The organism is Marinobacter gelidimuriae, assembly GCF_000372805.1.
In the GTDB taxonomy this organism is placed as follows: Bacteria; Pseudomonadota; Gammaproteobacteria; order Pseudomonadales; family Oleiphilaceae; genus Marinobacter; species Marinobacter gelidimuriae.
The window spans coordinates 41,129-65,069 of sequence record NZ_KB889930.1; the positions used below are offsets into that span (position 1 = coordinate 41,129).

28 protein-coding genes are annotated in these 23,941 nt (G+C 54.1%); 12 read left to right on the top strand and 16 right to left on the bottom strand.

The features are described from left to right. Positions 1–9 precede the first annotated feature (9 nt). Both A3OI_RS24080 and A3OI_RS0116350 read left to right on the top strand, forming a co-directional pair. A complete protein-coding gene (locus A3OI_RS24080; RefSeq protein ID WP_228703018.1) occupies positions 10–750 on the top strand; it encodes an FtsX-like permease family protein in 741 nt (246 codons plus the stop codon). Further along, positions 747–1,871, top strand: coding sequence for a lipocalin-like domain-containing protein (locus A3OI_RS0116350; protein WP_018405320.1), 1,125 nt, complete (start codon positions 747–749; stop codon positions 1,869–1,871). The genes A3OI_RS24080 and A3OI_RS0116350 overlap by 4 nt, the downstream gene beginning before the upstream one ends. 9 nt (positions 1,872–1,880) lie before the next feature. Here the strand turns inward: A3OI_RS0116350 and A3OI_RS0116355 are convergent, their stop codons facing one another. From A3OI_RS0116355 to A3OI_RS0116375, 5 genes are all read right to left on the bottom strand, one after another. Next, on the bottom strand, positions 1,881–2,279 hold the full coding sequence (locus A3OI_RS0116355) for a YkvA family protein (RefSeq protein WP_018405321.1): 399 nt from the start codon (positions 2,277–2,279) through the stop codon (positions 1,881–1,883). Positions 2,280–2,306: 27 nt separating this feature from the next. After that, the gene (locus A3OI_RS0116360) at positions 2,307–2,600 is read right to left on the bottom strand and encodes a deoxyribodipyrimidine photo-lyase (RefSeq protein ID WP_018405322.1); all 294 of its coding nucleotides are present in this window, start codon (positions 2,598–2,600) and stop codon (positions 2,307–2,309) included. A gap of 119 nt (positions 2,601–2,719) precedes the next feature. Further along, complete coding sequence (locus A3OI_RS0116365; RefSeq protein ID WP_018405323.1) at positions 2,720–3,469, bottom strand: SDR family oxidoreductase; 750 nt, start codon at positions 3,467–3,469, stop codon at positions 2,720–2,722. 33 nt (positions 3,470–3,502) lie between these two features. Then, positions 3,503–4,630, bottom strand: coding sequence for an alkene reductase (locus tag A3OI_RS0116370; protein ID WP_018405324.1), 1,128 nt, complete (start codon positions 4,628–4,630; stop codon positions 3,503–3,505). A gap of 68 nt (positions 4,631–4,698) precedes the next feature. After that, positions 4,699–5,286 (bottom strand): TetR/AcrR family transcriptional regulator, encoded by a 588-nt coding sequence (locus A3OI_RS0116375; protein WP_018405325.1) that lies wholly within the window; start codon positions 5,284–5,286, stop codon positions 4,699–4,701. A gap of 114 nt (positions 5,287–5,400) precedes the next feature. Here A3OI_RS0116375 and A3OI_RS0116380 point away from each other — a divergent pair, with 114 nt between their 5' ends. Further along, positions 5,401–6,513 carry an S-(hydroxymethyl)glutathione dehydrogenase/class III alcohol dehydrogenase gene (locus tag A3OI_RS0116380; RefSeq protein WP_018405326.1) on the top strand — a complete coding sequence of 371 codons (1,113 nt, stop codon included), beginning with the start codon at positions 5,401–5,403 and terminating at the stop codon, positions 6,511–6,513. Between the two features lie 103 nt (positions 6,514–6,616). On the opposite strand, the gene A3OI_RS0116385 is transcribed toward A3OI_RS0116380, so the two are convergent. The 3 genes from A3OI_RS0116385 to A3OI_RS0116395 all read right to left on the bottom strand — a co-directional run bounded on the left by A3OI_RS0116385 (position 6,617) and on the right by A3OI_RS0116395 (position 9,211). Continuing rightward, positions 6,617–7,663 (bottom strand): peptidoglycan -binding protein, encoded by a 1,047-nt coding sequence (locus A3OI_RS0116385; protein WP_018405327.1) that lies wholly within the window; start codon positions 7,661–7,663, stop codon positions 6,617–6,619. Further along, complete coding sequence (locus A3OI_RS0116390; RefSeq protein ID WP_018405328.1) at positions 7,660–8,388, bottom strand: MotA/TolQ/ExbB proton channel family protein; 729 nt, start codon at positions 8,386–8,388, stop codon at positions 7,660–7,662. The genes A3OI_RS0116385 and A3OI_RS0116390 overlap by 4 nt, the downstream gene beginning before the upstream one ends. 139 nt (positions 8,389–8,527) lie before the next feature. Further along, complete coding sequence (locus A3OI_RS0116395) at positions 8,528–9,211, bottom strand: type 1 glutamine amidotransferase domain-containing protein (protein ID WP_018405329.1); 684 nt, start codon at positions 9,209–9,211, stop codon at positions 8,528–8,530. A gap of 103 nt (positions 9,212–9,314) precedes the next feature. Here A3OI_RS0116395 and A3OI_RS20600 point away from each other — a divergent pair, with 103 nt between their 5' ends. Further along, on the top strand, positions 9,315–10,082 hold the full coding sequence (locus A3OI_RS20600) for an MBL fold metallo-hydrolase RNA specificity domain-containing protein (RefSeq protein ID WP_020561380.1): 768 nt from the start codon (positions 9,315–9,317) through the stop codon (positions 10,080–10,082). Positions 10,083–10,182: 100 nt separating this feature from the next. Then, positions 10,183–10,608, top strand: a complete 426-nt coding sequence (locus tag A3OI_RS0116405) for a hotdog fold thioesterase (protein ID WP_007349024.1) — start codon at positions 10,183–10,185, stop codon at positions 10,606–10,608. A gap of 39 nt (positions 10,609–10,647) precedes the next feature. On the opposite strand, the gene A3OI_RS0116410 is transcribed toward A3OI_RS0116405, so the two are convergent. Beyond that, entirely contained in the window at positions 10,648–11,028 is a 381-nt protein-coding gene (locus A3OI_RS0116410; protein ID WP_018405330.1) for a rhodanese-like domain-containing protein, read from the bottom strand. 310 nt (positions 11,029–11,338) lie between these two features. Here A3OI_RS0116410 and A3OI_RS0116420 point away from each other — a divergent pair, with 310 nt between their 5' ends. The 3 genes from A3OI_RS0116420 to A3OI_RS20605 all read left to right on the top strand — a co-directional run bounded on the left by A3OI_RS0116420 (position 11,339) and on the right by A3OI_RS20605 (position 14,024). Next, positions 11,339–12,061: a DUF2235 domain-containing protein gene (locus A3OI_RS0116420; RefSeq protein ID WP_018405332.1), complete on the top strand. Its 723-nt coding sequence runs from the start codon at positions 11,339–11,341 to the stop codon at positions 12,059–12,061. Positions 12,062–12,123: 62 nt separating this feature from the next. Further along, a complete protein-coding gene (locus A3OI_RS0116425) occupies positions 12,124–13,188 on the top strand; it encodes a TRAP transporter substrate-binding protein (protein WP_018405333.1) in 1,065 nt (354 codons plus the stop codon). A 146-nt stretch (positions 13,189–13,334) separates the two neighbouring features. Further along, positions 13,335–14,024: a hypothetical protein gene (locus A3OI_RS20605; protein WP_018405334.1), complete on the top strand. Its 690-nt coding sequence runs from the start codon at positions 13,335–13,337 to the stop codon at positions 14,022–14,024. A 53-nt stretch (positions 14,025–14,077) separates the two neighbouring features. Here A3OI_RS20605 and A3OI_RS0116435 read toward each other — a convergent pair whose 3' ends face one another. Beyond that, entirely contained in the window at positions 14,078–14,545 is a 468-nt protein-coding gene (locus tag A3OI_RS0116435) for a hypothetical protein (protein ID WP_018405335.1), read from the bottom strand. A 129-nt stretch (positions 14,546–14,674) separates the two neighbouring features. Here A3OI_RS0116435 and A3OI_RS0116440 point away from each other — a divergent pair, with 129 nt between their 5' ends. Together A3OI_RS0116440 and A3OI_RS23245 are read left to right on the top strand one after the other, a co-directional pair. Then, positions 14,675–15,070, top strand: a complete 396-nt coding sequence (locus A3OI_RS0116440; protein ID WP_228703019.1) for an extracellular solute-binding protein — start codon at positions 14,675–14,677, stop codon at positions 15,068–15,070. A 15-nt stretch (positions 15,071–15,085) separates the two neighbouring features. Next, positions 15,086–15,799, top strand: a complete 714-nt coding sequence (locus tag A3OI_RS23245; protein ID WP_018405337.1) for a hypothetical protein — start codon at positions 15,086–15,088, stop codon at positions 15,797–15,799. On the opposite strand, the gene A3OI_RS0116450 is transcribed toward A3OI_RS23245, so the two are convergent. The 5 genes from A3OI_RS0116450 to A3OI_RS0116470 form a co-directional block, all read right to left on the bottom strand. Then, the gene (locus tag A3OI_RS0116450; RefSeq protein WP_018405338.1) at positions 15,740–16,183 is read right to left on the bottom strand and encodes a universal stress protein; all 444 of its coding nucleotides are present in this window, start codon (positions 16,181–16,183) and stop codon (positions 15,740–15,742) included. The genes A3OI_RS23245 and A3OI_RS0116450 overlap by 60 nt on opposite strands. Before the next feature lie 15 nt (positions 16,184–16,198). Then, complete coding sequence (locus A3OI_RS0116455; protein WP_018405339.1) at positions 16,199–17,485, bottom strand: TRAP transporter large permease; 1,287 nt, start codon at positions 17,483–17,485, stop codon at positions 16,199–16,201. Positions 17,486–17,535: 50 nt separating this feature from the next. Beyond that, complete coding sequence (locus A3OI_RS0116460) at positions 17,536–18,126, bottom strand: TRAP transporter small permease (protein WP_018405340.1); 591 nt, start codon at positions 18,124–18,126, stop codon at positions 17,536–17,538. 126 nt (positions 18,127–18,252) lie between these two features. Beyond that, positions 18,253–19,278, bottom strand: coding sequence for a TRAP transporter substrate-binding protein (locus A3OI_RS0116465; protein WP_018405341.1), 1,026 nt, complete (start codon positions 19,276–19,278; stop codon positions 18,253–18,255). A gap of 138 nt (positions 19,279–19,416) precedes the next feature. Continuing rightward, positions 19,417–19,956 carry a YqiA/YcfP family alpha/beta fold hydrolase gene (locus tag A3OI_RS0116470; RefSeq protein WP_018405342.1) on the bottom strand — a complete coding sequence of 180 codons (540 nt, stop codon included), beginning with the start codon at positions 19,954–19,956 and terminating at the stop codon, positions 19,417–19,419. Positions 19,957–20,075: 119 nt separating this feature from the next. On the opposite strand from A3OI_RS0116470, the gene A3OI_RS0116475 reads away from it, so the two are divergent. After that, positions 20,076–20,624, top strand: a complete 549-nt coding sequence (locus tag A3OI_RS0116475; protein ID WP_018405343.1) for a glutathione peroxidase — start codon at positions 20,076–20,078, stop codon at positions 20,622–20,624. Between the two features lie 158 nt (positions 20,625–20,782). Continuing rightward, positions 20,783–22,963, top strand: coding sequence for a 5-histidylcysteine sulfoxide synthase (ovoA, locus tag A3OI_RS0116480; RefSeq protein ID WP_018405344.1), 2,181 nt, complete (start codon positions 20,783–20,785; stop codon positions 22,961–22,963). 59 nt (positions 22,964–23,022) lie between these two features. Here ovoA and nfsA read toward each other — a convergent pair whose 3' ends face one another. Next, positions 23,023–23,796 (bottom strand): oxygen-insensitive NADPH nitroreductase, encoded by a 774-nt coding sequence (gene nfsA, locus A3OI_RS0116485; RefSeq protein WP_018405345.1) that lies wholly within the window; start codon positions 23,794–23,796, stop codon positions 23,023–23,025. Positions 23,797–23,941 lie beyond the last annotated feature (145 nt).

Genomic DNA, 23,941 nt, shown 5'->3' on the forward strand with positions numbered 1-23,941 from the left:
GAAGGCGTTATGGTGAACGAGCAGCTGGCGCGTCGTTACCCGCTGGCGGTAGGAGATCCCCTGGTGCTGACATTGGCGGACACCCGGCTTGAACTGCCGGTGCTGGCGATTTATGCGGATTATGGCCGCCCGGCCGGGGAAGTGTTGATCAATCTTGAACTCTTGCCGGACGAGTTTGTGCCGGCGTTTGAAAGTTTTTCGATCAGCCCAGGCGCAAGCGACATTACGATGATAACCGATGGCCTTCAACGGCTGTGGCAGGTAAAAAGCGTGCGGGTGCGTGATAACAAGCGAATCCGCGAGTTGGCCGATGCGGTGTTTGACCAGACGTTTTTGCTGACCCGCGCCATGACCTTTGTCACTCTGGTGCTGGCGGCGGTTGCCTTACTGATTATGGGCTGGGTGTTTTTCAGCACCCGGGCCTGGTATTTCCGCTTGCTTCAGGTGTGGGGACTCACCAGGCGCCAGGTTCTGGCGCAGCTGGGCCGGCTGGCGCTTACTCTGACCCTGTCGATTACCCTGTTGGCATTGCCCCTGGGCGTTTGGTTGACCTGGGTTCTGGTGCACCGAATTAATCCATTGGCCTTTGGCTGGTCATTACCCATGGCGATCTATCCCGGGTTCTGGCTTCAGCTGGGGGTTGTGAGTGTGTTGATCGGGCTCAGCATTACGCTGCTGATGCGTAGCCAGCTCGGCGGTAGCGGCCCAAAACCGGTTTCCGCCGCCAGCCTGCGGGGTGATGAACGATGATAAAAACTCAAAAATGGCCCACAGGCCTGTATCAGACAGCCGCGAGTGTTTTGCTGCTGTTCGCCACCGTGCTGGTGGCCGGGTGTTCGCAAGAGCCAGATACGGGTGGTTTCGCCGGCTTGGCGCAGGCCGTCGATAGCGGTCAAAGTGAAGCCTTCTTGCAGCTTGGGCCGGGGGATCGGTTGCATTTTCCCGATGACTGGGGCCAGCATCCGCAACATCGCATTGAATGGTGGTATTTAACGGCCAATCTGAAAACCGCAGACGGCGAGCCGGTGGGCGTACAGTGGACCCAGTTTCGCCAGGCTATTGAGCCGCGCCCTGCGTCAGAAGAGCCGCCGGCAGCAGAACTGTGGCCGTTGCAGGCAGCCTGGATGGCCCACGCGGCGGTCAGTCTTGAAGGTGAACACAGGTTTGCCGAAAAATTCGCCCGCGGCGACATTGGCCAGGCCGGAGCTGTGGCAAACCCGCTAGATGTCTGGCTTGATGACTGGCAGCTGACCCAACAGCCTGACGGCGCCTTTCGCCTGCAGGTGAATACGCCCGAGTGGGGCTACGATCTGTTATTGCGAGTTCAGGGCGAGCCGGTGGCCCATGGCGATCAGGGCTTCAGCGCGAAGTCCGCAAGCGGCGAGGGCTCAATGTATTTTAGCCTGGTCGACATCGCCATCAGCGGTGATCTGACCCTCAAGGGCGAAACCCAAACGGTGACTGGCAGGGGCTGGTTTGATCGGGAGTGGAGCAGCCAGTTTCTGAAAGCCGGGCAGCAGGGCTGGGATTGGTTTGCTCTGCACCTGGATTCTGGCGATAAGGTAATGGCGTTTCAGTTACGGCAGCAGAACGGTGGGTTTCTGTCGGGCACCTGGATTCCAGAGTCCGGCGAGCCGGTGGCATTGCCGCCTGATGCGCTCAGCCTGACACCGCTGGGTTTCAGTGGTGCTACGCCCAATCTATGGCGCCTGCAGATACCGCAATATCAAGTGGATATCAACTTGGCGGCGCCCTCTGGCCGCTATATCAACAATGGGCTCTTTCTCTATTGGGAAAGCCCGGTGAGCGTTTCTGGCAGCCACAGTGGTGAAGGGTATATGGAGCTGACCGGGTACGGCGGTGCGCCGTGATTGGCCTTGTCAACCTGCGTCTTGCAGTTCTTTCCATGCGGCATAACGGTGCAGGTCTGACTCCACCAGTTTCAGGCATAAGGCAACTACGCCCACATCATCCACAAAGCCGATGGACAGAATAAGGTCTGGAATCAGGTCCAGTGGGTTTAATACGTAAACCAATGCGCCAACAATGGCGGCGATGCTTTTCCACGGTATGCTGCGATAACGACCATTATAGTAGTCTCGCACCAATGAAAACATCAGTTTTATGTCTGTCGTGAACCGGTCGAGCTTACCACTGTTTTTGACCTTTTCCTCTACCGCTTGCTGCTTTTCTAACAGGCGCTGAAGATCCGCTTGTTTGACCTTGTCAGACTCCGATTCCAGCTGCCTGCGGGCGGTGCGTTCACTGATAAATGCCATAGCGTGTCCCGGTTGAAGGCCGATGGGTCAGGGAAGCGGCCAGTCAGCCGCATCAACGGTGTGTAGGCCCACGGGCTGCTCGGCGTGGCCGTTCCAGCGGTCAATAAAGGTACCGTTGGGGTCGTATTGCTGGGCTTGCTTGTCCAGATTGAGCCGCCGCAGGCCGCGGGGATCGGCGCCCACGCCCGCCAGATACTGCCAGTTCCCGTAATTGCTGGCTACAACGTAAACGCACAGCAGCATGTCCGACTTGGACGCTGCCAGCAAGGCGGCGTTGTCGTGTAAGCGAAGATCTCTGGTAAACCAGTAAAGCGTGCGCAACGTAAATTTCTCATTAAGCCCCGTATGGTTATAACACTACGCTTCTGCGGGTTAAAAGGATTATCCACAAGGGCTTTGTGAGGGGTCGCGCCCGGAACTTCACCAGCTCGAAAGCGGGTTTACATCTCTTGAGCCGTAGGGCGCAGGATGATCTCGTTGATATCTACGTCATGGGGTTGCTCAATCGCGTAGACAATGGCGCGGGCAACCGAATCGGCGCTGATCGCGACCTTGTAAAGATCTTCCGCTGCCTTGGCTGCATCGGGGTCGGTAATAGTGCTGGTCAGCTCGGTGGCTACTGCACCCGGTGAAATGTTGGTGCTGCGAATCTCGTCACCGGCTTCCATGCGCAAGCCTTCAGACAGGGCTTTGACTGCGTATTTGGTCGCGCAGTAAACCGCACCGCCCGGGAATACTTTGTGCCCGGCTACCGAGGACAAGTTGATCACGTGTCCGCTGTGTTGCTCGCGCATGGTGGGCAGCACGGCCGCAATACCATACAAGACGCCCTTGATATTGACGTCTATCATCTGTTCCCACTCGTCTACCTTCAGGGCGTCCAGCGGCGCCAGGGGCATAAGGCCAGCGTTGTTGATCAGAACATCAATACGGCCAAATTTCTTTTTGGTTGCTGCAGCCAAGCTTTCGACCTGTTTGCGATCGGTAACATCGGTGACCTGCCACAAAGCTTCTGCACCTTTTGCTTCCAGCTCTTCGGCCAAAGACTTCAGACGGTCTTCCCTGCGGGCTGCCAGTACCAGTTTGGCACCACGGTCGGCCAGGTGGCGGGCGGTGGACTCGCCCAAACCGCTGCTGGCGCCTGTGATGATGACAATCTTGCCATTAATCGGATCGTTCGTGTTGCTCATAGTTTTTCTCCTGTTTTGATCAGAAAATTCTGATCAGGCACTAATATTGAGTTCTTGCAGTGTTGGGTAATCGGTATAGCCGTGCTCATCGCCACCGTAGAATGTGCTGTCATCCCAGCCGTTGAGCGGGGCATTCTGGCGTAATCGCTCGGGCAGGTCCGGGTTGGCAATAAACGGGCGGCCGAAGGTCACCAGGTCGCAACGGCCTTCGCTGATGCGCGTGCGGGCTTCTTCGGCTGTGTAGGCGCCGTTGGCGATGTAGGTGCCTTTATAAACAGCTCGAATCGCGTCGATGATGTCTTCCGGGCGACCGCTGGCGTGATTACCCTGAAATGAGTCTTCTACCACCTCAAGATAAGCGATCCCCAAGTCGTTCAGGTGTTTGGCAAAGGCCGTAAAGGTTTCGATGGGGTTGTCATCGTGCATGCCGTTAAAGCTGCCGGTCGGGCCAACACGAACACCCACTTTGTCTTTGCCCCACACATCGATGACGGCTTCAATCACCATTAGCGGCAGGCGCAGGCGATTTTCCAAAGAGCCACCGTATGCGTCGGTGCGGTGGTTGCTGCCGCTTTTTATGAATTGCTCCAACAGATAACCATTGGCGGCGTGAACCTCAACGCCGTCAAACCCTGCCTTTTGCGCGTTCAGTGCGCCCTGGCGATACTGCTCGACAATGCCGGCCATCTCGTGGGTTTCCAGCGCCCGTGGCTCAAGCACATCCACCATGCCGGAATCGGCACTGATATACGTTTTGGCGCCTTCAGGCTTGATGGCAGAAGGTGCGACCGGTAACTGACCATTCGGTTGTAGTTCGGGGCGGGAGATGCGACCTACATGCCACAGCTGCATGTGGATACGACCGTCGGCCAGGTGCACCGCGTCGGTTATCTTTTTCCAGCCATCAATCTGTTCCTGAGAATGAATTCCCGGCGTGAAGGCGTAGCCCTTGCCTTGGGGAGAAATCTGAGTGGCTTCACTCAGGATCAGCCCAGCACTCGCTCGCTGCTGGTAATACTGCGTGTTCATGTCGTTCGGAACATCGCCCGGTTGGCTCGCACGTGAACGGGTTAGCGGTGACATCAAAACCCGGTTGGGCAATGTAAGGTTGCCCATAGTCAATGGCTGAAACAGCGGATCATTCAGTTGTTGGTTGCTCATAAAATATACTCTTGTCAGGTTAACCAATATTAATTAGACCAGTCTACTATCGGATGTCCCAAAAAAAATCAGCCAATGCCGAGGCACTGGGTGAAAAATACGCGAACAAATCGTTCCATCGGCTCTGTCGATTTCACAACTTTGGATCTCAGAATCGCGCCTTCCCAGCCAGACAGCAAAACACGGGCAGCATCTGAAGGATCAATGCTCGCATCAATGTCACCGGCAGTTTGCGCTTCGGCAATGCAGCGTTCAAAACGCTTTTCCCAAGCGCAGAACACCTTGTCCAGTCGAACACGGAATATCTCGTCTTGCCCCGCAAGCTCCTGTCCCAGATTGCCAATAAGGCAACCACGGGTGCAGTCGCAACTCGTCATGTTGTCAAAGCCGGTATCAAAGTAGGCACGCAGGCGGTCAACGCAGGAACGACTACTGTCGTTGAGAATCTGGTCTAGCTTTTCATCGTATTCCTCGGCGAAGGTGTCAATGATCGCAAGGCCGAAGTCATTTTTACTGCTAAAATAGTGATAGAACGAGCCTTTCGGCACGCCAGCAACCGTCAGGATGCCATTGATGCCGGTCGCACCAAAGCCCTTGGTGCCGATAAGGTCAGCGCCGGTTTGAATAATAAGATTGCGTGTGTCGTTCGTCGTCATGGCATCTATACTAGACCGGTCGTCTATAATCCGTCAAACTCTCAGTATCCGGAATAACCGTAACTCTCTATTTTTAACTCTCTAACGTTAACTCTGCCTGCAAGGAGATATCCCGTGATTAAATCCCGTGCCGCCGTGGCCTTCGCTGCCAATCAGCCGCTGGAAATTGTAGAAGTGGATGTCGCACCGCCCCAGGAAGGCGAAGTTCTGGTGCGTATTGTGGCCACCGGTGTGTGTCATACTGATGCCTACACCCTGTCGGGCGCCGACCCCGAAGGCCTGTTCCCGATCATTCTGGGCCACGAGGGTGGCGGCATTGTTGAAGCTGTGGGTCCGGGTGTGAAAAATCTGGAAGTGGGCGACCATGTTATCCCGCTGTACACCGCCGAATGCGGCGAGTGCAAATTCTGTACCTCGGGTAAAACCAACCTGTGTGGCGCTGTGCGCGCAACCCAGGGTAAAGGTGTGATGCCAGATGGCACCTCGCGCTTCAGCTACAAGGGCGAGCCTATTTACCACTACATGGGCTGCTCAACCTTCTCTGAATACACCGTGCTGCCGGAAATCTCGCTGGCAAAAATCCCCAAAGAAGCACCTCTGGATAAAGTGTGCCTGCTCGGTTGTGGCGTAACCACTGGTATTGGTGCCGTGCTGAATACTGCGAAGGTTGAAGAAGGCGCAACGGTTGCGATCTTTGGCTTGGGTGGCATCGGCCTGGCGGCGATTATCGGTGCCAAAATGGCCAAAGCCGAGCGCATTATTGCTGTTGACATTAACCCCGACAAATTCGACATCGCCAAGCAGTTGGGCGCCACCGATGTGGTCAACCCGAAAGATCATGACAAGCCGATTCAGGACGTGATCATCGAAATGACCGATGGTGGCGTGGACTATTCCTTTGAATGCGTGGGTAACGTGCAGCTAATGCGCGCTGCGCTGGAGTGCTGTCACAAGGGCTGGGGTGAATCCATCATCATTGGCGTAGCAGGCGCCGGTCAGGAAATCAGCACCCGCCCGTTCCAGCTGGTTACCGGCCGAGTCTGGAAAGGCTCTGCTTTTGGCGGCGTAAAAGGCCGCACCGAACTGCCGGGCTACGTGGCAAAAGCCGAGAGCGGTGACATTCCACTGGACGTGTTTATTACCCACAATATGCCGCTGGAAGACATCAATAAAGCGTTTGATTTGATGCATGAAGGCAAGAGCATTCGGACAGTGATTCACTTTTAAGCTTCTTCTCAGGACCGGGGACAGATTTGAAATCTGTCCCCAAGGCCAAGAAGCAGGATAGGGGACAGACTTTAAGTCTGTCCCCGGTCAAGTTTGTCCCCGGTCATCGGTCGGTCAGCTTTATTTCGATGCGCCGGTTTTCCTGTAAGGCTTCTGGTGTGGTTCCATCAGCAACCGGGAAGAACTCACCAAAACCCGCCGCGACCATGCGGTTTTGCGGCACGCTCTGATCGGCCAGGTAGCGCACTACCGAGACAGCGCGTGCGGTTGAAAGCTCCCAGTTGGAAGGGAACTGCGGTGTATTGATGGGAATCCGATCGGTATGGCCATCAATGCGCAGAATCCACTCTAGGTCTGCGGGGATGGTTTCAACCACATCCAGCAGCACTCCGGCAAGCTTGTCGAGTTCGCGTTTGCCTTCTGCGCCGAGAAGGGCCGAACCGGAAGCGAACAGCAACTCGGATGGCAGCAGGAAGCGATCGCCAACAATGCGGATGTTTTCATTGGCGGCCAGAATGTTCCTCAACCGGGCGAAAAACTCAGACTGGTACTGCTCCAGCTGGTTGATCCGCTCCGCCAGCAGTGTGTTCAGGCGCCGGCTGACACTTTTCAGCTCGTCTTCTTTACCGACGGTCATTTCTTTTTGCAGTTTAAGCGCAGTGGTTATCTGTCGTAGCTGGTTCTGCAGCGATGCAATCTGGTTGGATAGCCGCATGATCATATTTTGTTGGCTGTTGGAAAGCTCATCCTTGTTATCCAGCTCCTGGTTCATACCCGCCAGATCTTCAGCCCGGGCTTCCGCGTCGGCGGTTTGCCGCATTAATTGATCGCGGGACGCTTCCAGCCGTTGCTGCAGGTCTTCATTCTGGGCAAGACTGTCGCTGAAGCTGTCTTGAACCATGAGCATTTGCTGCTCTAGAGCAGCCGTAGTGTCCTGCTCCAGCCCCAACAACTGAGATATTTCGTTTAGCCGCTGGTTCAGCTGGGCCAGTTCGGAATTGCGGTCAGAAAGCGTCTGCGATAGAAAAAGCTGGCTTACCACGTAAACCAGCAACATGAATATCACCAGCATCAGCAGGGCCGAAAGGGCGTCTACATACCCTGGCCAAACATTGGTGGTGCTTCGGCTTCGGCGTCTGGACCCAATCATGGCTGGCGTTCATTGCTGGTGAACGGGTCCAGAAGGTTGGTGACGCCGGTCAGCCATTCTTCCAGCCCGTCATAGAAACGGTTTTGGGCATGGCCGGCCTGAATATCAAGAAAACCGAGTATCAGGGAGCCACCCAGGCCAAACAGCGACGAGCTGAACGCCGTGCCCATACCCTGCAAGGGTGTTAGCAGGCCGGCCTGGAGGTCTGCAAACACCTTGCTGAAATCACCCTGGCCCATGTCCAGGTTGGTAATCACCGCACCCACCGCATTGATGGTCCCCAGCAAGCCCCAAAAGGTGCCAAGAAGCCCCAGAAAAACCAACAGGTTGATAAAGTAGCGGGTGATCTCGCGCTGCTCATCCATGCGGGAATGAATGCCATCCAGAACCGTACGCAGTGACATGGTAGAGAGCGTAAAACGGTCACGTTTTGAATCTTCGCCCAGTTGCCTGGCCAGCGGCTTGAGCAGGCGGGGTTCTTCCAGCACTGACAGGCCTGATTGGCCAGTGCGGAACTGGGAAATCCAGCGCAGCTCGGGAAACAATACGAACACCTGACGATAGGTGAGGCCGATGCCAACAATGAGTACGCAAAGAATCAACAGGTTGAAAACCCAGTTGGCCATAAAGGCGGTTATCAGCGGTTGGTGAATCAATACGCCGACGACGGCAACAATCGCCAGAAAAAACGTCATCCAGAAAAGGGTATGCTTTGGATTGCTCATAAAAAAGTCACCCTGTTGAGATTTTCGTCAAAACGTTAGCACAGACTGGCGGATGTTAATGCTTAATTGGCGGGAAATTATGGGAGTGAGGGTTCCCCAGCGAGGCAAAATGCCAAGCCAGGGTTGGGCATTACGAACTTTAGCCTTCGAGCAGGGTCTGTACCACAGCCTTGGCCGCGCCCTCGGAGGAAGCCGGGTTCTGGCCGGTAATCAGTTTGCTGTCAACCACCACATAAGGTGCCCAGTCGTCGCCACAGCTGTAATCGCCGGTGTTTTCTTTCAACATGTCTTCCACCAGGAAAGGCACCAGTTTGGTTAGCTGAACCGCTTCTTCTTCGGAATTGGAGAAGCCGGTGACTTTACGGCCGCCGACGATATTCTGGTTGGGCTTCACTTCTACGTTTTTGAACACGCCAGGCGCATGGCAAACCGCGCTGATGACTTTATCCTGCTCGTAGGCGCGTTTGATCAGCGCTATGGAATGCTTGTCGTTGGCCAAATCCCAAAGCGGGCCGTGGCCGCCGGGGTAAAAGATGGCGTCGTAGTCGTTCATGTCCACGTCGGCGAGTTTTCGGGTGCTGGCCAGGGACTCTTTACCGTGTGCATCTTCTGAAAAGCGCTTTGTGGTGTCTGTTAAGGCACCTTCGGCTTCACTGGCCGGGTCGACTGGCGGCTTGCCGCCTTTGGGCGAGGCAATGGTGATGTGAGCACCAGCGTCTTTGAATACGTAATAAGGTGCGGTGAATTCTTCCAGCCAAAAACCGGTTTTTTTGCCGGTGTCGCCGAGTTGATCGTGAGACGTCAAAACCATCAGGATCTTCATAAAAATCCGCCCTTTTTAAGCAATTAGTGAGTTACGGTGTGTTGTCCGTACAATAATAGCTTGTGCCATAGCGGCGAAAATTCAACCTGAGAGAGTTTTAATCATGACGCCGGATTCCAATGACCTGTGGTTTTTACCCCTTGGTGGCACCGGCGAGATAGGCATGAACCTGAATTTGTATGGCCACGATGGCCGTTGGCTAATGGTGGACTGCGGCGTAACCTTCCCAAAACCGGGCCGTTTGGCGGCAGACGGCAGCATGCACCATCACGGCGAACCGCCGGTACAGATGGCAGACCCCGCATTTATTGCCGATCGCCGCGAAACGCTCTGTGGCCTGGTGATTACCCACGCCCACGAAGACCATGTGGGTGGCGCTGACCCATTCCATACCCGATCCCAACGCGCTGATGATCCGCACGCCGGTAGGCAATATTTTCCACAGCGGCGACTGGAAGCTGGACGACCAGCCGCTGATTGGCCATGGCTAATTCCAAACAGACATTCACGGATTTGGCGCTTGAGGGCAGAGTTGATCGCCGCGTTGATCGGCCAACTGCAGGGAATGGGGGTTAAGGTTATTACCGCCGAGCAGAGCGACTTGCCGATACACGCGTCCGGCCACCCGGCGCAGGAAGAACTTGAGGCCATGTATCGCTGGGTTCAGCCAGCCGTTGCCATTCCCGTTCATGGGGAAGAAGAGCATATGGCCGTACATGCCCGGCTGGCAAAGCAAACCGGGGTGCCCAAAACCCTGGTGGGCCGCAACGGCGACTTGTTCATGATTCGCCCGGTGCCCGGTATGCGCCGTCAAATTACCGAAACAGGGCGCCTTGGTTGGTTCAAGGAGGCGTTGGTGCGGGTGGTTTAAGCGCGTTGGCGGCCGCAGTCTGGCTGTTCGCTTGCTATCTGGATAGACTACTTCCAAACCCTGCAAACGTAAAAATACTCACTCATACAAGGCTCAAACCGTGGCGATATGGACTCGAATTCCGACCAAAGAAGATCTGCTCAAGAGCTGTCAGAACACCGCTGTCAGCCACCTGGGTATCGAATTTCTGGAAGTGGGTGACAACTTCCTAAAGGGCCGTATGCCCGTTGACAAGCGCACTGTTCAGCCATTTGGCGTTCTGCACGGTGGCTCCTCGGTTCTGCTGGCCGAGACCTTGGGTAGCATGGCTGCTAACCACTGCCTGCGCGATCAGGGTACCGTGGCGGTGGGCCTTGAAATCAATGCGAACCATCTTCGCCCCGTCACCAACGGCTGGGTTTACGGCACTGCGACAGCGATTCATCTTGGCAGCACTACCCAGGTGTGGGACATAGTGATTGAAAACGAACAAGGTAAAAAAACCTGCGTTTCCCGCCTGACCATGGCCGTTACCAAGGCTCGCTAGGCCTGCCTGTTATACCCTGCCATTGCCTGCACCCGGCTGCTAATCGAAGCTGGGCATTTCTGGCTTGGCCTGCGGCTTGTCCGCTGCCTGCCAGGCTTCAAAGCCGCCTTCTATAATCTGTACATTCCTATAGCCCAATTCTTGTAATGCCTTGGCTGCCAAAGCCGAGCGTCCTGAGTTCTTGCAGTAAAGCACAATGCCCAGGCCACGGTTATCCAGTGTGGGGTCGTTGCTGAATTTGAACTCGAGCAAACCGCGGGAAATATTCATGGCGTGAGGAATGTGGCTTTGGCGGTACTCGTCGCCGTCGCGGACGTCAATCAGCAAATCTGCATTCTGGATAGCATCATCGGCATTGGCCAGTGGCGTTTCCTGAATGTGTAATTTGGCCTCGGCGACCAAGTCGTGAACGGTTTTCATGGTGAATCCTCGCTTTGAAATAAGGTTATTCTAAAATTGAATAAAATAGCATTGTGCCACTTTTAACCTTTGACTCAAAGAGCACCCGGCTCTAGTTTACTCCGCTGGTTCCGAAAAATTTGTGGCCGTCACATAGTTGTTGCGGCCGGCGTGTTTGGCCTGGTGCTGGCTGCGAAATACTTCGCCGCTGTCCAAAACACTCAGTATCGGGCAGCGCTCTTGCGGGTCGAGATCCGCGCTACGGCGAAAACGCAGAGCCTGACTATACTAAATAACAGGTATACGCCGTGTGGCTAACGAGGACAGCACTATGGCCAAACGGATTGTTATTTGCGCAGACGGCACCTGGAACAGGCCAGAAGAAGACCTGCAGAGGGATTTCCCAACCAACGTTTTGCGGTTGGCCAGAGCGATAACGCCTATCGCAGCGGACGGCCTGCCACAGCAGGTGTTTTATGACTGGGGCATAGGTTCGTATCATAACGCACTAATTGGCGGAGTAACGGGCCAGGGCCTGCACAAGAACATTCTGGATGGCTATCGCTACCTGGTTCAGAACTACGCACCGGGTGACGAAATCTATTTGTTCGGTTTCAGTCGCGGGGCCTACACCGTGCGGGCGCTGTGTGGGTTGATCAACAACTGCGGCATTCTCAAACGGGTAGACGCAGCGCGCATTCAGCAGGGATTTGAACACTACAAAAAGTCAGGAAGAGACTACGCACCTGAAGGCGCGCAGTCTCTGGCTTTTCGCGCAGCGCACAGCCATCCGTCCCGGCAGGTTCGTTTTGTTGGCGTGTGGGATACGGTTGGTGCCCTGGGTGTGCCTTTTTCCCTGATGGGCCTGTTTGACAGCAAAGGCGAATTCTACGACACCAAACTGGGTAGTAACGTGAGTTTTGCCCGACCATTAATTCGGCCTTTGCAGGTGTCAGACATCGAAACCCGGCTTCACGAGTCGGTTGGCAAACGCTGGCGTCGCGATCCGGATTATCGCCCGCCCAACCTGAAAACGGTTGGCTTTGATGGCTAAGCATCTTATGGTGAAGTGGAAATTCCACGATTGAACCGCAACTACAAAAAGGCGAAACAGTAATGCGCAAATTGTATATGGCCACTTTGGCCCTGGCCGCAACCCTGGCGACATCTTCAGCATTGGCTGAGGAAACTTATAACCTGCGACTGGCGGAAACCTGGGGCCCCAACTCGCCCATATTGGGGGACACCACCAAACACATGGCAGAGATGGCAGAAACCATGTCGGGCGGACGGCTGAAGATCCGTATTGACTCGTCCAACAAGCATAAAGCGCCTTTTGGCATTTTCGATATGGTGCGCAACGGTCAATACGACATGGGCCACACGGCCTCTTATTACTATAAGGGCAGCATTCCTAACGCCATGTACTTCACCACCACGCCTTTTGGCATGATTGCGCCAGAGCAGTACGCCTGGTTCTATCACGGTGGCGGCATGGAGCTGGCACAGAAGGTTTACCAGCCTTTTGGCCTGCTGTCGTTTCCCGGTGGCAACACCGGCAACCAGATGGGCGGCTGGTTTCGTGAGGAAATCACCTCATTGGATGACCTGAAGGGCATTAAAATGCGCACCCCGGGGTTCGCGGGTGAAGTGATGTCAGAGCTGGGTGTTGCGGTAACCAACATTCCGCCGGGCGAACTCTATAGCGCCCTTGAGCGCGGTACCATCGACGCCGTTGAGTGGGTAGGCCCGGCTCTGGATTTGCAGATGGGCTTTCACCAGATTGCCAAATACTATTATTCCGGCTGGCAGGAACCCGGCGCTGAAACCCAGTTTCTGATTAACGAGAAAACCTGGAACAAGCTGCCAGAAGACCTGCAGGAAATTCTGCGTGTGGCCATGCGCACTGCGGCCTATGACATGTACATCCAGAGCACCCATGAAAGCGGCGTGGCCTGGAGCCGTATGCAGCAGGATTACCCGGACGTTACCCACAAAATCTTCCCGCCGGAAGTCATCAGCGCTCTGCGCGATGTTACCGAAAGACTGTTGAAAGAGGCCAGCGACGCAGACCCGCTAGCAAAAGAAATCATTACTTCCCAGCAGGAGTACCTAAAGCAGGTGCGCCAGTGGACTAACATTTCTGATAAGGCGTATCTGAACTCGGTTGTTAACGAATAAACAGGCGGAACACCAGGATTTGGCAGAGTCAAAAACGGGTTAGCGGGCAAAAAGAATGAATATATTCGTCGATGAATCGGGATCATTCGTAGACGCCCCAACCGTTGGTGCGTTCAATGCTGTAGCCGCATACATGAGCCCCGAACGTGACCGGCGCCAGCTATCGAGAGATACTTGCATCCCTAAAACGTTCAGCCGGCGCCCCTGCAAACTCCGAGATCAAGCTCAAAAATTTAAGCGAGCAGCAATATTTCAGTTTTTTGCACCAGCTATTTGGGTTGGCTGGTGCGCTTTATGCCGTGGCAACTGATGCGGGGCTGAACCAAGCTGCTGCAGTAGCAGAACATCAATTTGAACAGGCTGCCAGGGTGGTCGTTCACAAAGAAAAAATGGTGCATAAGACTGGGCAAAATAGCTTGCAGGCTCTGTCAGAACGTGTGGCCTCGTTGGCACCCCAGTTGTATGTTCAACTTCATTGCCAAGTGAACCTTTTCGAAGCCATTTTAAGAAACGGAGTCCTATGTTTTGTTCAACGCACGCCGAGGAGCTTGGGGACTTTTCGGTGGAGGATTGATCAGAAAAATTCCACTAGAACTGAATACGAGACGGCGTTTACGCAGTCTATTTCTCTGGATGACCCAATGCCAATGTTAAAAGGTGCAGATTATTCTGCGTTTAGTCGTTTTGATTGGAGTCCGGAGGAAAAGCCAACTTATCTGCGAGATGCTTATGGCATTGATATTGACAACAAAGAGCTGGCCACAAATATTGGAATGTTAGAGCCAATTGCAAAACTCTCGGATAGTACAGGCCTAACAAGGCCACAGGTAATATAAATGAGATAAATTCCCAGTTAAAGCTTTAAGCCGGGGCTATTACATCAATCTGCTCAAATATTGCTCAATATCTGTTTTTCCGCACAAAGGAATCGTCGGCTAGTCACTTCTGCCAGTGGAATGGCGACCTGGCTGTCATGCAGTGAGGCTGAGGTCAGCAGGCAGCTAATCGGAATGCCACCATCGCTGGCATCAATGTGAAGTTTGTAACCAATCCAACTCGTTTTGTATCCCTTACTATTCCGTTTGCTACCCACATTACAGGCGCTTGGTAAATCAGCCTTCCGGTTATAGACGGCCTTGGCGACAAAAGCGCGAGCGATTGCACACCTGCTTTCTAGCGGTCGTCCCGGAACTCGACCCACATACGGCAGGTGTGTTTCAACTTGAATCAGTTCCAAAGCTTCAACCAGTTGTTTTTGTTTATCGGTTAGCTCGCCTAGATCTTCTTCTAGCCATGAGAAAAGAGTGCTTTGAAAGTGGTTCCAAATACTGGATAATCCAATGCGTGTCTGGTTCATTAAAGTCTGACCCAAGTGGTGGGTTTTTTTGCTGTTTTGTCGCTGCTCATTTTAACAAATGAGGGCCAGATATTCTTCTTTCTTTAGCGTTGTTTAGCTATTAAACCCACTCGTTTCCAGGGTTTTGCAATTACCTCTTCGGTAAGAACCTTCAATTCTGATGCCCCGCGCATGCCGTTTCTGGAAGGCGAAGTGGACATTGGCATGATCTGGAACGGTGAAGCGGTGATGGGCAAAGACGTCCTGGAATCGCTGGAATACGTGTATCCGGAAGAAGGCATTATCGTGTGGCTCGACAGCTTCGTCATTCCGAAGAATGCGAAGAACCCAGATGCCGCCCACAAGTTCATCAGCTTTGTGCTGCGCCCGGAAATTGCTGCCCTGATCAGCACCGATATCGGCTATGCGACACCGGTGCTGCCTGCCCGTGAGCTGCTAGACGATGCGGTTGCCAACAATCGCGCCAGCTACCCCGCGGCGGCAGACATGGTGATGATCTACACTCGAGTGATCGCCACAGCCTGAAGGCCGCTTTCTTCGATGTTCTTGGCATCCCTCCGTCTGTCACTCCCGTGCCTCATTGTTGCTGCCCTGTTTTGGTTGGCGATAGGTTCTTCAGTTGCCTCTGCTGCCAGTCAACTGGTCACCGAAGGCTGGGAATATCGCTGGGGCGACTCCCCGATAGACGCCAACGGTGTCCCTACATGGACAGAAACGTCCGCCCTGGATCAGTGGTCCGCCATCGATTTCCGCTCAAACCCGCCCGACCGGAATGGTCGTAATAACGTGTGGTACCGAGTAACACTGCCGGCCGGCCACTGGCACGATCCGGTGCTCTATATATTCAGTGTTGATCTGATTGTGCAGGTCTGGCAAGGCGACCGGCAGATTTATCAGTTTGGTGAGTTCGATGCCGAGGGCCGTGGTACCTTATATTCTAAAAAAATCTCTGATCGTGGCAGGAATGTGTGCACCATTGGTTTGTTGCAGCTGGAAATACCGGAGGACCCTTCTGCCAACACAACCGAATACGGCATTGCCCGTCTTTACTTTTCAATGGACCAGATTATCCAGAAAATCGGGATTACGCTATCCAGAAAAGCTGATGGGGCTGGCCGACAAGGCGCTTTATCGAGCGAAACGAAATGGCCGCAACCGCGTGGAGGTGTCTTCCAGCGGTTAAGGCCGGGCCAGTCAGACCACCAGCACCGGGCACTTGGCGTGGCTGGTTACCCGGTGCGACACGCTGCCTAATAGTATGCCGTCTTTGTCGCTATGGGTGCCGCGGGTGCCCACCACAATCAAGTCAGCTTCTTTGTCTTGGGCGAACTGTACGATCACTTTGGACGGCCGCCCGCTTTTGACAAAACCGCGCACATGAGCGGCGTTCTGCTCCTTGGCATGTTCTTTGGCGTGATTCACAACCTCCTTGGCGTACTCTGAAAGCACTTTGTCGGGGATGTCCATGCTGTCAGGGCGATTGATGGACAAAGACGCCTCAAACAGGCTGTGGTGCTTGTACACGCACAGCAAAAAGATTTCGACGTCAGGACTCAGCTTTTGCAAACCGATGGCTTTATCCAAAGCGGTCATTGAGTTTTTTGAGCCATCGATGGCGACTAATATGCGTTTGAACATTCCGTTGTCTCCTGATCAGGCCGGAAAGGCCAGGTCGCGCAAGAACAGTGCAATCTGCGGGAACGCGATAATCAATCCAGCCGCAACGATTAACATCGCAATGAACGGCGGTGTGCCACGAATTACATCCATATAGGGCCGTTTGAAAATGGCGATGGCGGTAAATATATCGCAGCCAAATGGCGGGGTGGCGGAGCCAATGGCCACCTGCAAGGTGATTAGTACACCCACTAACACAGGGTCTAGCCCTGTGGCCTGAATGGCCGGCGCAAATATCGGCGTCAGCACCAGAATCACCACAATCGGGTCCACAAACATGCAGGCAATAAAGAACGCGACACAGATGGTAACCAGCACACCAACCGGGCCGGCCTCATTGATTCCCACCGATTCCAGAATGGCCTGAGGGATCTGTGCAAACGACAAAATCCATGAAAAACCATTACCCACGGCCACCAGAATAAACACCACGGCGGTGATCAGGCCGGTGGATTTAGCGATGCGATAAATGTCCGGGAGCTTGAGCGAACGGAAAATCAGGAATTCCAGCAAGAAGGCATACAACACGCATACCGCGGCTGCTTCGGTGGGGCTGAAGATACCGCCGTAGATACCACCAACAATAATAACCGGGAAAAACAGTGGCCACAGAGCATCGCGCACGGCGCGCCCGCGTTCGCCCCAGGTAGCCTTAGGTTCGGTGGGCACGTTGTTCTTATAGGCGTAGAACAGGCAATAGAGTGAAAACATGAACAGAATCATTAGGCCCGGGCCCATGCCGGCGATAAACAGTTCAGCTATAGATGTTTGCGAGACAACCCCGTAAATAATCATGCCAATGCTGGGGGGAATCAAAAACGCAATATCACTGGCGTTAATAATCAGCGCCAGGGTAAAAGAATCGGAATAACCCGCCTTCAACATTTTCGGCCGCAGCGGTGAACCCACAGCCACCACGGTGGCCTGGGTAGAGCCCGAAACCGCCCCAAACAGGGTGCAGGAGGTGGCTGCGCTAATAGCCAGCCCGCCTTTGATGTGGCCAATAAACGCCATCACCATATTAATAAGGCGATCAGCCGACTGGCCGCGGGTCATAATGTCTGCGGCCAGAATGAACATCGGCACCGCAATCAGCGACGCGGGGCGAATGCCACCCATCATCTGCTGAATAAAAGTGCCCATCTGGCCGAAGCCGTCGAACATCATTACAAAGCCAACAACAGCAGCGGTTGTCAGCGGGATCATCATCGGAAAGCCCATTAGCAGGAGCCCGATCATAATGACCATCAGTATTGTTGCCATGATTCTTGCCTTTTGTGGTCTGCTCAGGATCTGGTCTGATTCGGGCTGCTTTAAACTTCGGCTTCGGTCTCTGCATAACCGTCCACCACACCGGTGGATAAGTACACGCCTTTACTGGTTAAGTTTTTGACGGCGGTCAACACATACTGGATGCCGGTAACAGCAAAACCGATGGGTGCCCAAACATAGATCATCCAGATGTCTATGCCCAATGCGGGTAGAATCCGACCGCGATCGTACAAAGTAACGATGTAACCGTAGGAGTGGTAGCACAGAAAGAACATCATCGCGGCGGTAAACAGCGCGATAATAATCATTAGCGCTTTTCGGCCCTTAGCGGGAAAGGCGTCGTAAATTGCAGACATGCGAATGTGGCGTCCGTGGCGGGCGGCGTAGCCAATGCCGGCAAAAGTAACCAGAATGATGAGGATGCGGTTGATCTCGCCCGAGAAAAACATGCCTTCGCCGAGTACAAAGCGGGCAATCACGTTCACGCAGGTGTTCAGTGCCATCAGAATGATGCCAGCGGCAAGCATTACGGCCTCGGTTTTGGCAATCCACTCATCGATGGTTCCCAAGAAACCGGGTAGTCCCGAGTCATAATGGCCAGTGTCGTCTAAATCCGGGGAGTTCTCGGTCATGGGCTATGCTCCGGAGTGGCAAAGTCCCGGCCGGTAGGGGAGATGCCCCGGCTGGGCGGGGTTAGTCTTTGAGCCCCGCAGGCAAGTACCCGCGGGGCCCGGGGCTGCAAAAAGAATAACAATCCGTTATTTTTTGATGTCTTCCAGATCCTGCTTGAACTGGTTCAGCAGTTGTTGACCGCTGTCGCCGGCCATTTCAACAAACTTCGCCTCAACCTGTGGGGCGCGCTTGCGGAACTCGGCAATCTGCTCTTCGTTCAGGCGTGTAACAGTAACTTCGTCGCTGCTTGCCTGGATTTTTGCCAGAGCTTCATCGGCCAGGCCGTCGATATGAACAAGAATTTCTTCAAAGGCGAAGTCAGATGCTTTGTTCACCAGTTCTTTGTTTGCATCTGACAGGCCGTTGTAGAAGTTCTGGTTGGCCATCATTGCGGTAGTGAACCAGCCGTGACCGGTAAAGACCAGGTTAGGTGACACTTCGTAAAGACCGCCGGATTGAATCCAGAAAATCGGGTTTTCCTGGCCCTGAATCATGTTGGTCTGCAGCGCGCCGTACACTTCACCCCAGGGCAGGGGCGTAGGCGTGGCACCAAAAGCGGAATAGGTTTCCGACAGAAGCGGATTGGTCATTACACGAATTTTCTTGTTTTGCAGCTCTGCCGGTGTCGTAAAGGGTTCGTCGAGCGTGACGACCATTTCGCCTTCCGGATACATCTGCAGCAACTTCAAGCCGTTTTCTGCGTAAAGCTTAGGGAAGTCTTCGTTGATAGCCTTACTTTCACGGAAAAAGGTAACCACCGTTCCCATGTCGGTAGGCAACAGATACGGGATAAAGAAAATTTGCGCTTCTGGAATCAGGGCCCCGGTAAAACCGGGCGACTGGTTTACAAAATTCAGAATGCCGGCCTGGGTCTGCTCCATAATGTCATCAGACTCTCCCAGTTCACCGAAGCGATAAACCTGCACCGTATTGTCGGAGTTGTCTTCGATGTACTCTTTAAATTTGTAAGCGAAAACGTCCTGAACATCGCCTTCGTATTCTTCGTGGGCATAACGCCAGTTGGCAGCGTTCACCGAGTTGGCTGCGGTCAGGGCCGCAAACGTCAGCGCGGAAAGGCCCGCCAGTTTCTTGAATTTACTTATGCTGCTCATCGCGTAATCTCCGCTTCTTTTTCTGAATTGGTTTTTCTTGTGCCTTTAGACTGGCAAAATAACGAGTGAAGCGCAAGTTTACAGATAAAAACTTAAGCTTCGCTTGCTATCTTTTTCCTGGTCAATAACTTCTTGGTATTAAGGCGTATTATGGCCTTTCAGGCATGCTTTTAAAAAACGTTCAAACTCTTGGGTTATTCGCTGTACGCTGTTTTCGAGCCGGTGGCCATCGTTCAGCACAAGGGCGCTGATGCCTTGCTGTTGCGCCAACTCCAACACAGGCATTACCGGTACAACGTCGTCTTCCCAACCATGAATAATTTGGCTGAAAGTGGCACAAATCTGCGGCCTGGATTGTGGATAGCCCACGAGTGCCAGCGCAGGGGCTAATAGAAAACAGCCCAGTACCGGGTTCATGGCGCTCGTTTGAGCGCACACCCAGCCGCCCATGCTGGACCCTGCCAAAACGGTGCGCTGAGGGTCAGCTCCAGACCGCTTTATGGCTGTCTGCATCTGCTTCAGGCGGGTTGTCGGGTCTTTACTGCTGCGATGGTCTACCGCTTCGGCCACCACGCCCGGGTATTGTTCCGCGACTGCTTTCATAGCTTTAATCTTGGTACTGCCGGGGCCACTTTCCAGTCCGTGGGACAGAAATACATGAAAAATTGGTAATGTCATTGTTTTTCTCCTGAACGTTTATGGATTCCCCGGCGGCAAAGAACGGCGGCGAAGCAAACCGTTGCGGCTACCATGGCGTAAGTTCGTCTACTATTATCAAGCATAACAGGAGACACATTATGTTCAGATGGCCAGTCAGCGTTGTACTGGTTTTGCTGTGGGGAGCTGCGCCGGTTGTGGCAGATGAAACAGCGGGTTGCCCGGCGGTTTTGGATCACGATCTGCCGAAACTTCATTCTAGCGAAAGCGTTAATCTGTGCGAGCTGGCTGCTGGCAAACCAATGTTGGTGGTGAATACCGCCAGTTTTTGCGGTTTCACTAACCAGTTCAAAGGCCTTGAACAGCTGCATCAGCGCTACGGTAAAGAAGGCCTGGTGGTGGTTGGTTTTGCCAGCAACGACTTCCGTCAGGAGGCGGACACCGAAGAGGAAGCAGCCACCATCTGTTTCAAAAATTTCGGCGTTACCTTCACCATGATAGCCCCCGGGCCGGTCACCGGTGCCGGCGCAACGCCTGTGTTCGCCCATATTAATCAACAGAGCCAGCCGCCGCGGTGGAATTTCACAAAATACCTGTTGAACGATCGTGGCCAGGTAGTGGAGTCTTTCTCAAGTAGCGTGCGCCCCGGCGACAAACAGGTAACGCAGGCGGTGGAATCTGTACTCTGACGCAGAAAATGTCCGCGTCGAATGAAGCTGTTTCCCGGGCATCAGCGTACATTTCCCCCAATCAGTATTTGCCCGCGGGTCATTTTCCTGAGGGTACTTCAGAGCTTAAGGCTAACCCGCTGAAATAATCAGAAATAGAAAGGAATCAGGAGAGAATTGTGACTGAAAAAACCGCTGAATTGGTTGCCGCGCCGGACCCTGCCACCAAGCCGGCTGAGCCGTTTAGCCGCACGGTCAATCTGGCCGAAGGTGACGTGCAGCAAAAGCGCGAGGAAATCGAGCGTTGTTTTTGCGACACTTTTGACACCTACGAATCCCTGTTTACAACATTGGCCGTTGACGACGCTTATTTTAAGAAGTCGATACCTCTGCGCCATCCGCTGATGTTTTATTTGGGCCATACAGCAACTTTCTTTGTCAATAAGTTGGTGCTGGCAAAAATTCTGCCCGAGCGCATTGATCCGGCGATGGAGTCGACCTTTGCGGTAGGCGTGGATGAAATGAGCTGGGACGACCTGAACGAAGACCATTACGCCTGGCCTAAAGTGTCGGCGGTTATGGCCTATCGCCAGAAAGTTCGGGCCATGGTGGTGGATCTTATTCGCACCTTGCCCTTACAGGTGCCGGTGGGCTGGAAGAGCCCGTTCTGGCCGATTTTGATGGGTATCGATCACGAGCGCATTCATCTGGAAACCTCATCGGTGCTGATTCGCCAGCAAAAGCTGGAGTATGTGCAGCCGCAGCCAGAGTGGGCGCCCCATACCCAGAGCGGGCAAGCACCGCAGAACGAACTGCTGCCGGTGGCGGCGGGCGATGTGGCTCTGGGCCTTCCAGTTGACGGTGAATATTACGGTTGGGACAACGAATATGGCCGCCATGAAGCCAGCGTAGACGCGTTTGATGCATCAAAATACCTGGTGAGCAATCAAGAGTTTCTGGAATTTGTTGAAGCCGGCGGCTACAGCGAAGATGCCTACTGGGGCGAAGAGGGCCTGGGCTGGCGTGCATTTGCCAAGGCCAGTCACCCCACTTTCTGGGTGTGGCACAATCAATGGTTTCTGCGGTTGATGACCGAAGAAGTGGAAATGCGGTGGGATTGGCCCGCGGAAGTGAATTACCACGAAGCCAAAGCCTTCTGCGAATGGAAAGCGGTGGATAGCGGCCGCCCTGTGCGACTGCCCACCGAAGACGAATGGCACCGCCTGGCCGAAGTGGCTCAAGTAGCCGAAGTGGGCGCTGAGCCTGCTGCGGCGAACCTGCATCTGGATCATGGCGCGTCTTCGTGCCCGGTTACCCGCTTCCGCCACGGCCAGTGGTTCGATGTTGTTGGTAACGTGTGGCAGTGGACTGAAACGCCGATGTACCCGTTTGCAGGGTTTGAGGTGCATCCGTTGTACGATGATTTCACCACACCCACATTTGATAATCGCCACAACCTGATTAAAGGCGGGTCGTGGATATCTTGCGGTAACGAGGCGCGGCTCAGTGCCCGCTATGCGTTCCGCCGTCATTTCTTCCAGCATGCGGGATTCCGCTATGTGGCTTCGGAGGCCGAATTGAAGCACCCCAGCGCGTATTACGAAAACGATGTAACCCTTGCCCAGTACTCGGAATTCAATTTCGGCGAAAACTGGCACGGCGAAGCCAACTTTCCCAAAGAACTGGCGATGGCGGGCATTGCAGCCCTCGACGAGCGCTCAGCGGCTGACCAAAGTGGTGTAAGCTACGGCCGCGCCCTGGATATTGGCTGCGCTTGTGGTCGCACCAGTTTTGAGTTGGCTACCCGCTTCGAGCATGTGGATGGCATCGACTTTTCAGCCAATTTCATCCAGAAAGGGGTGGAGATGGCAGAACAGAAAGTGATTCGCTACGCCCTCCCGGAAGAGGGTGACCTAGTGAGCTACCACGAGCGCACTTTAGAGGAATGGGGCCTGACCGAGTCCGCCGGGCGTGTGGCGTTCCATCAGGGTGACGCTTGTAACCTGAAGCCGTTGTTCAACAACTACGACCTGATTGTGGCTGGCAACCTGATTGACCGCCTGTACGATCCAGCGAAGTTTCTTACTCGCATTCACGAGCGTCTGAACGACAACGGTGTGCTGGTGATTGCTTCGCCCTATACCTGGTTGGAGGAATACACTCCGCGGGACAAATGGGTTGGTGGTTACAAGAAAGACGGTGAAAATTACAGCACTCTGGACGGCCTAAAAGACCTGCTGGCACCGCACTTCCGTTTGATGAGCGAGCCGCGCAGCCTGCCATTCGTGATTCGTGAAACCCGCAATAAATATCAGCACAGCCTGTCAGAGCTGACAGTGTGGGAGAAGGTCACGCCCTGATACGGGAACCAGGGGACAGATTTCAAATCTGTCCCCGATTTACCATTCCCAAATACCGCCTATTGCCGACCCAAACCGCGCTTTTCCAGAAACTCCTTCAGATGCAGGCGCAGCTTGCTGGTGAACAGGGGCTTAAGCTGCTGCGACCAGTTGCTGGATTTATTACCGCCGAGGCGCTCGCGGTAATAGGTTTCCATAGTGGCATCAAAGCCATCAATCAGCGCGTTGTCCTGTTCGCTGTTGTAACTGTCCGTTTTCACGATGACACTAAGTGGCAGGCGTGGCTTCACCTGGGGATCCTGGTCCGGATAACCCAGACACAGGCCGAATACCGGATACACCTGATCGGGCAGGTCCAGCAGGTCGCTAACAGCAGCCGGGTCATTACGGATACCACCGATGTAGCAAATGCCCAGCCCTTCAGATTCCGCTGCCACCACAAGGTTCTGCGCCATCATTGCTGCGTCTATGCTAGCCACCAGCAACTGCTCGGTGGTGCCGGTAATTATCTCGGCGCCAGCTCTTGCGGCAGCTTCGGTCGGGCGCTTCATATCGGCGCAGAACACGAAAAAGTCCGAGGCGGAAGCGACGTAGCCCTGGCCACCGGTCAGCTCTACCAAACGCTCGCGCTTGGCGGTATCGACGACGTGAATCAGCGTGTAAGCCTGCACGTGGCTGGAGGTAGCGGCGCATTGGCCGGCGTGCAGCAGATTAGACAGCAGCTCGGCCGGAATTTTCCGGTCAGTAAACTTGCGGATAGAACGGTGGCGGCTAAGCAGGTCAAGCACCGGGTTGACGGATGCATTGAACGCTTTGTTTTGAATAGCAGTCATGGGGCCTCTTAGGCTGAAAAATACAACAGTACTATGCCAGATGTGCCTATCTGTCGCATCAACTCTCCCAAAACTTGATGGAGGTCAAATCAAGCCCGGCAGTGAATGTTAGCCTGTTCACCAAATACCTCTGACAGCCTTGACG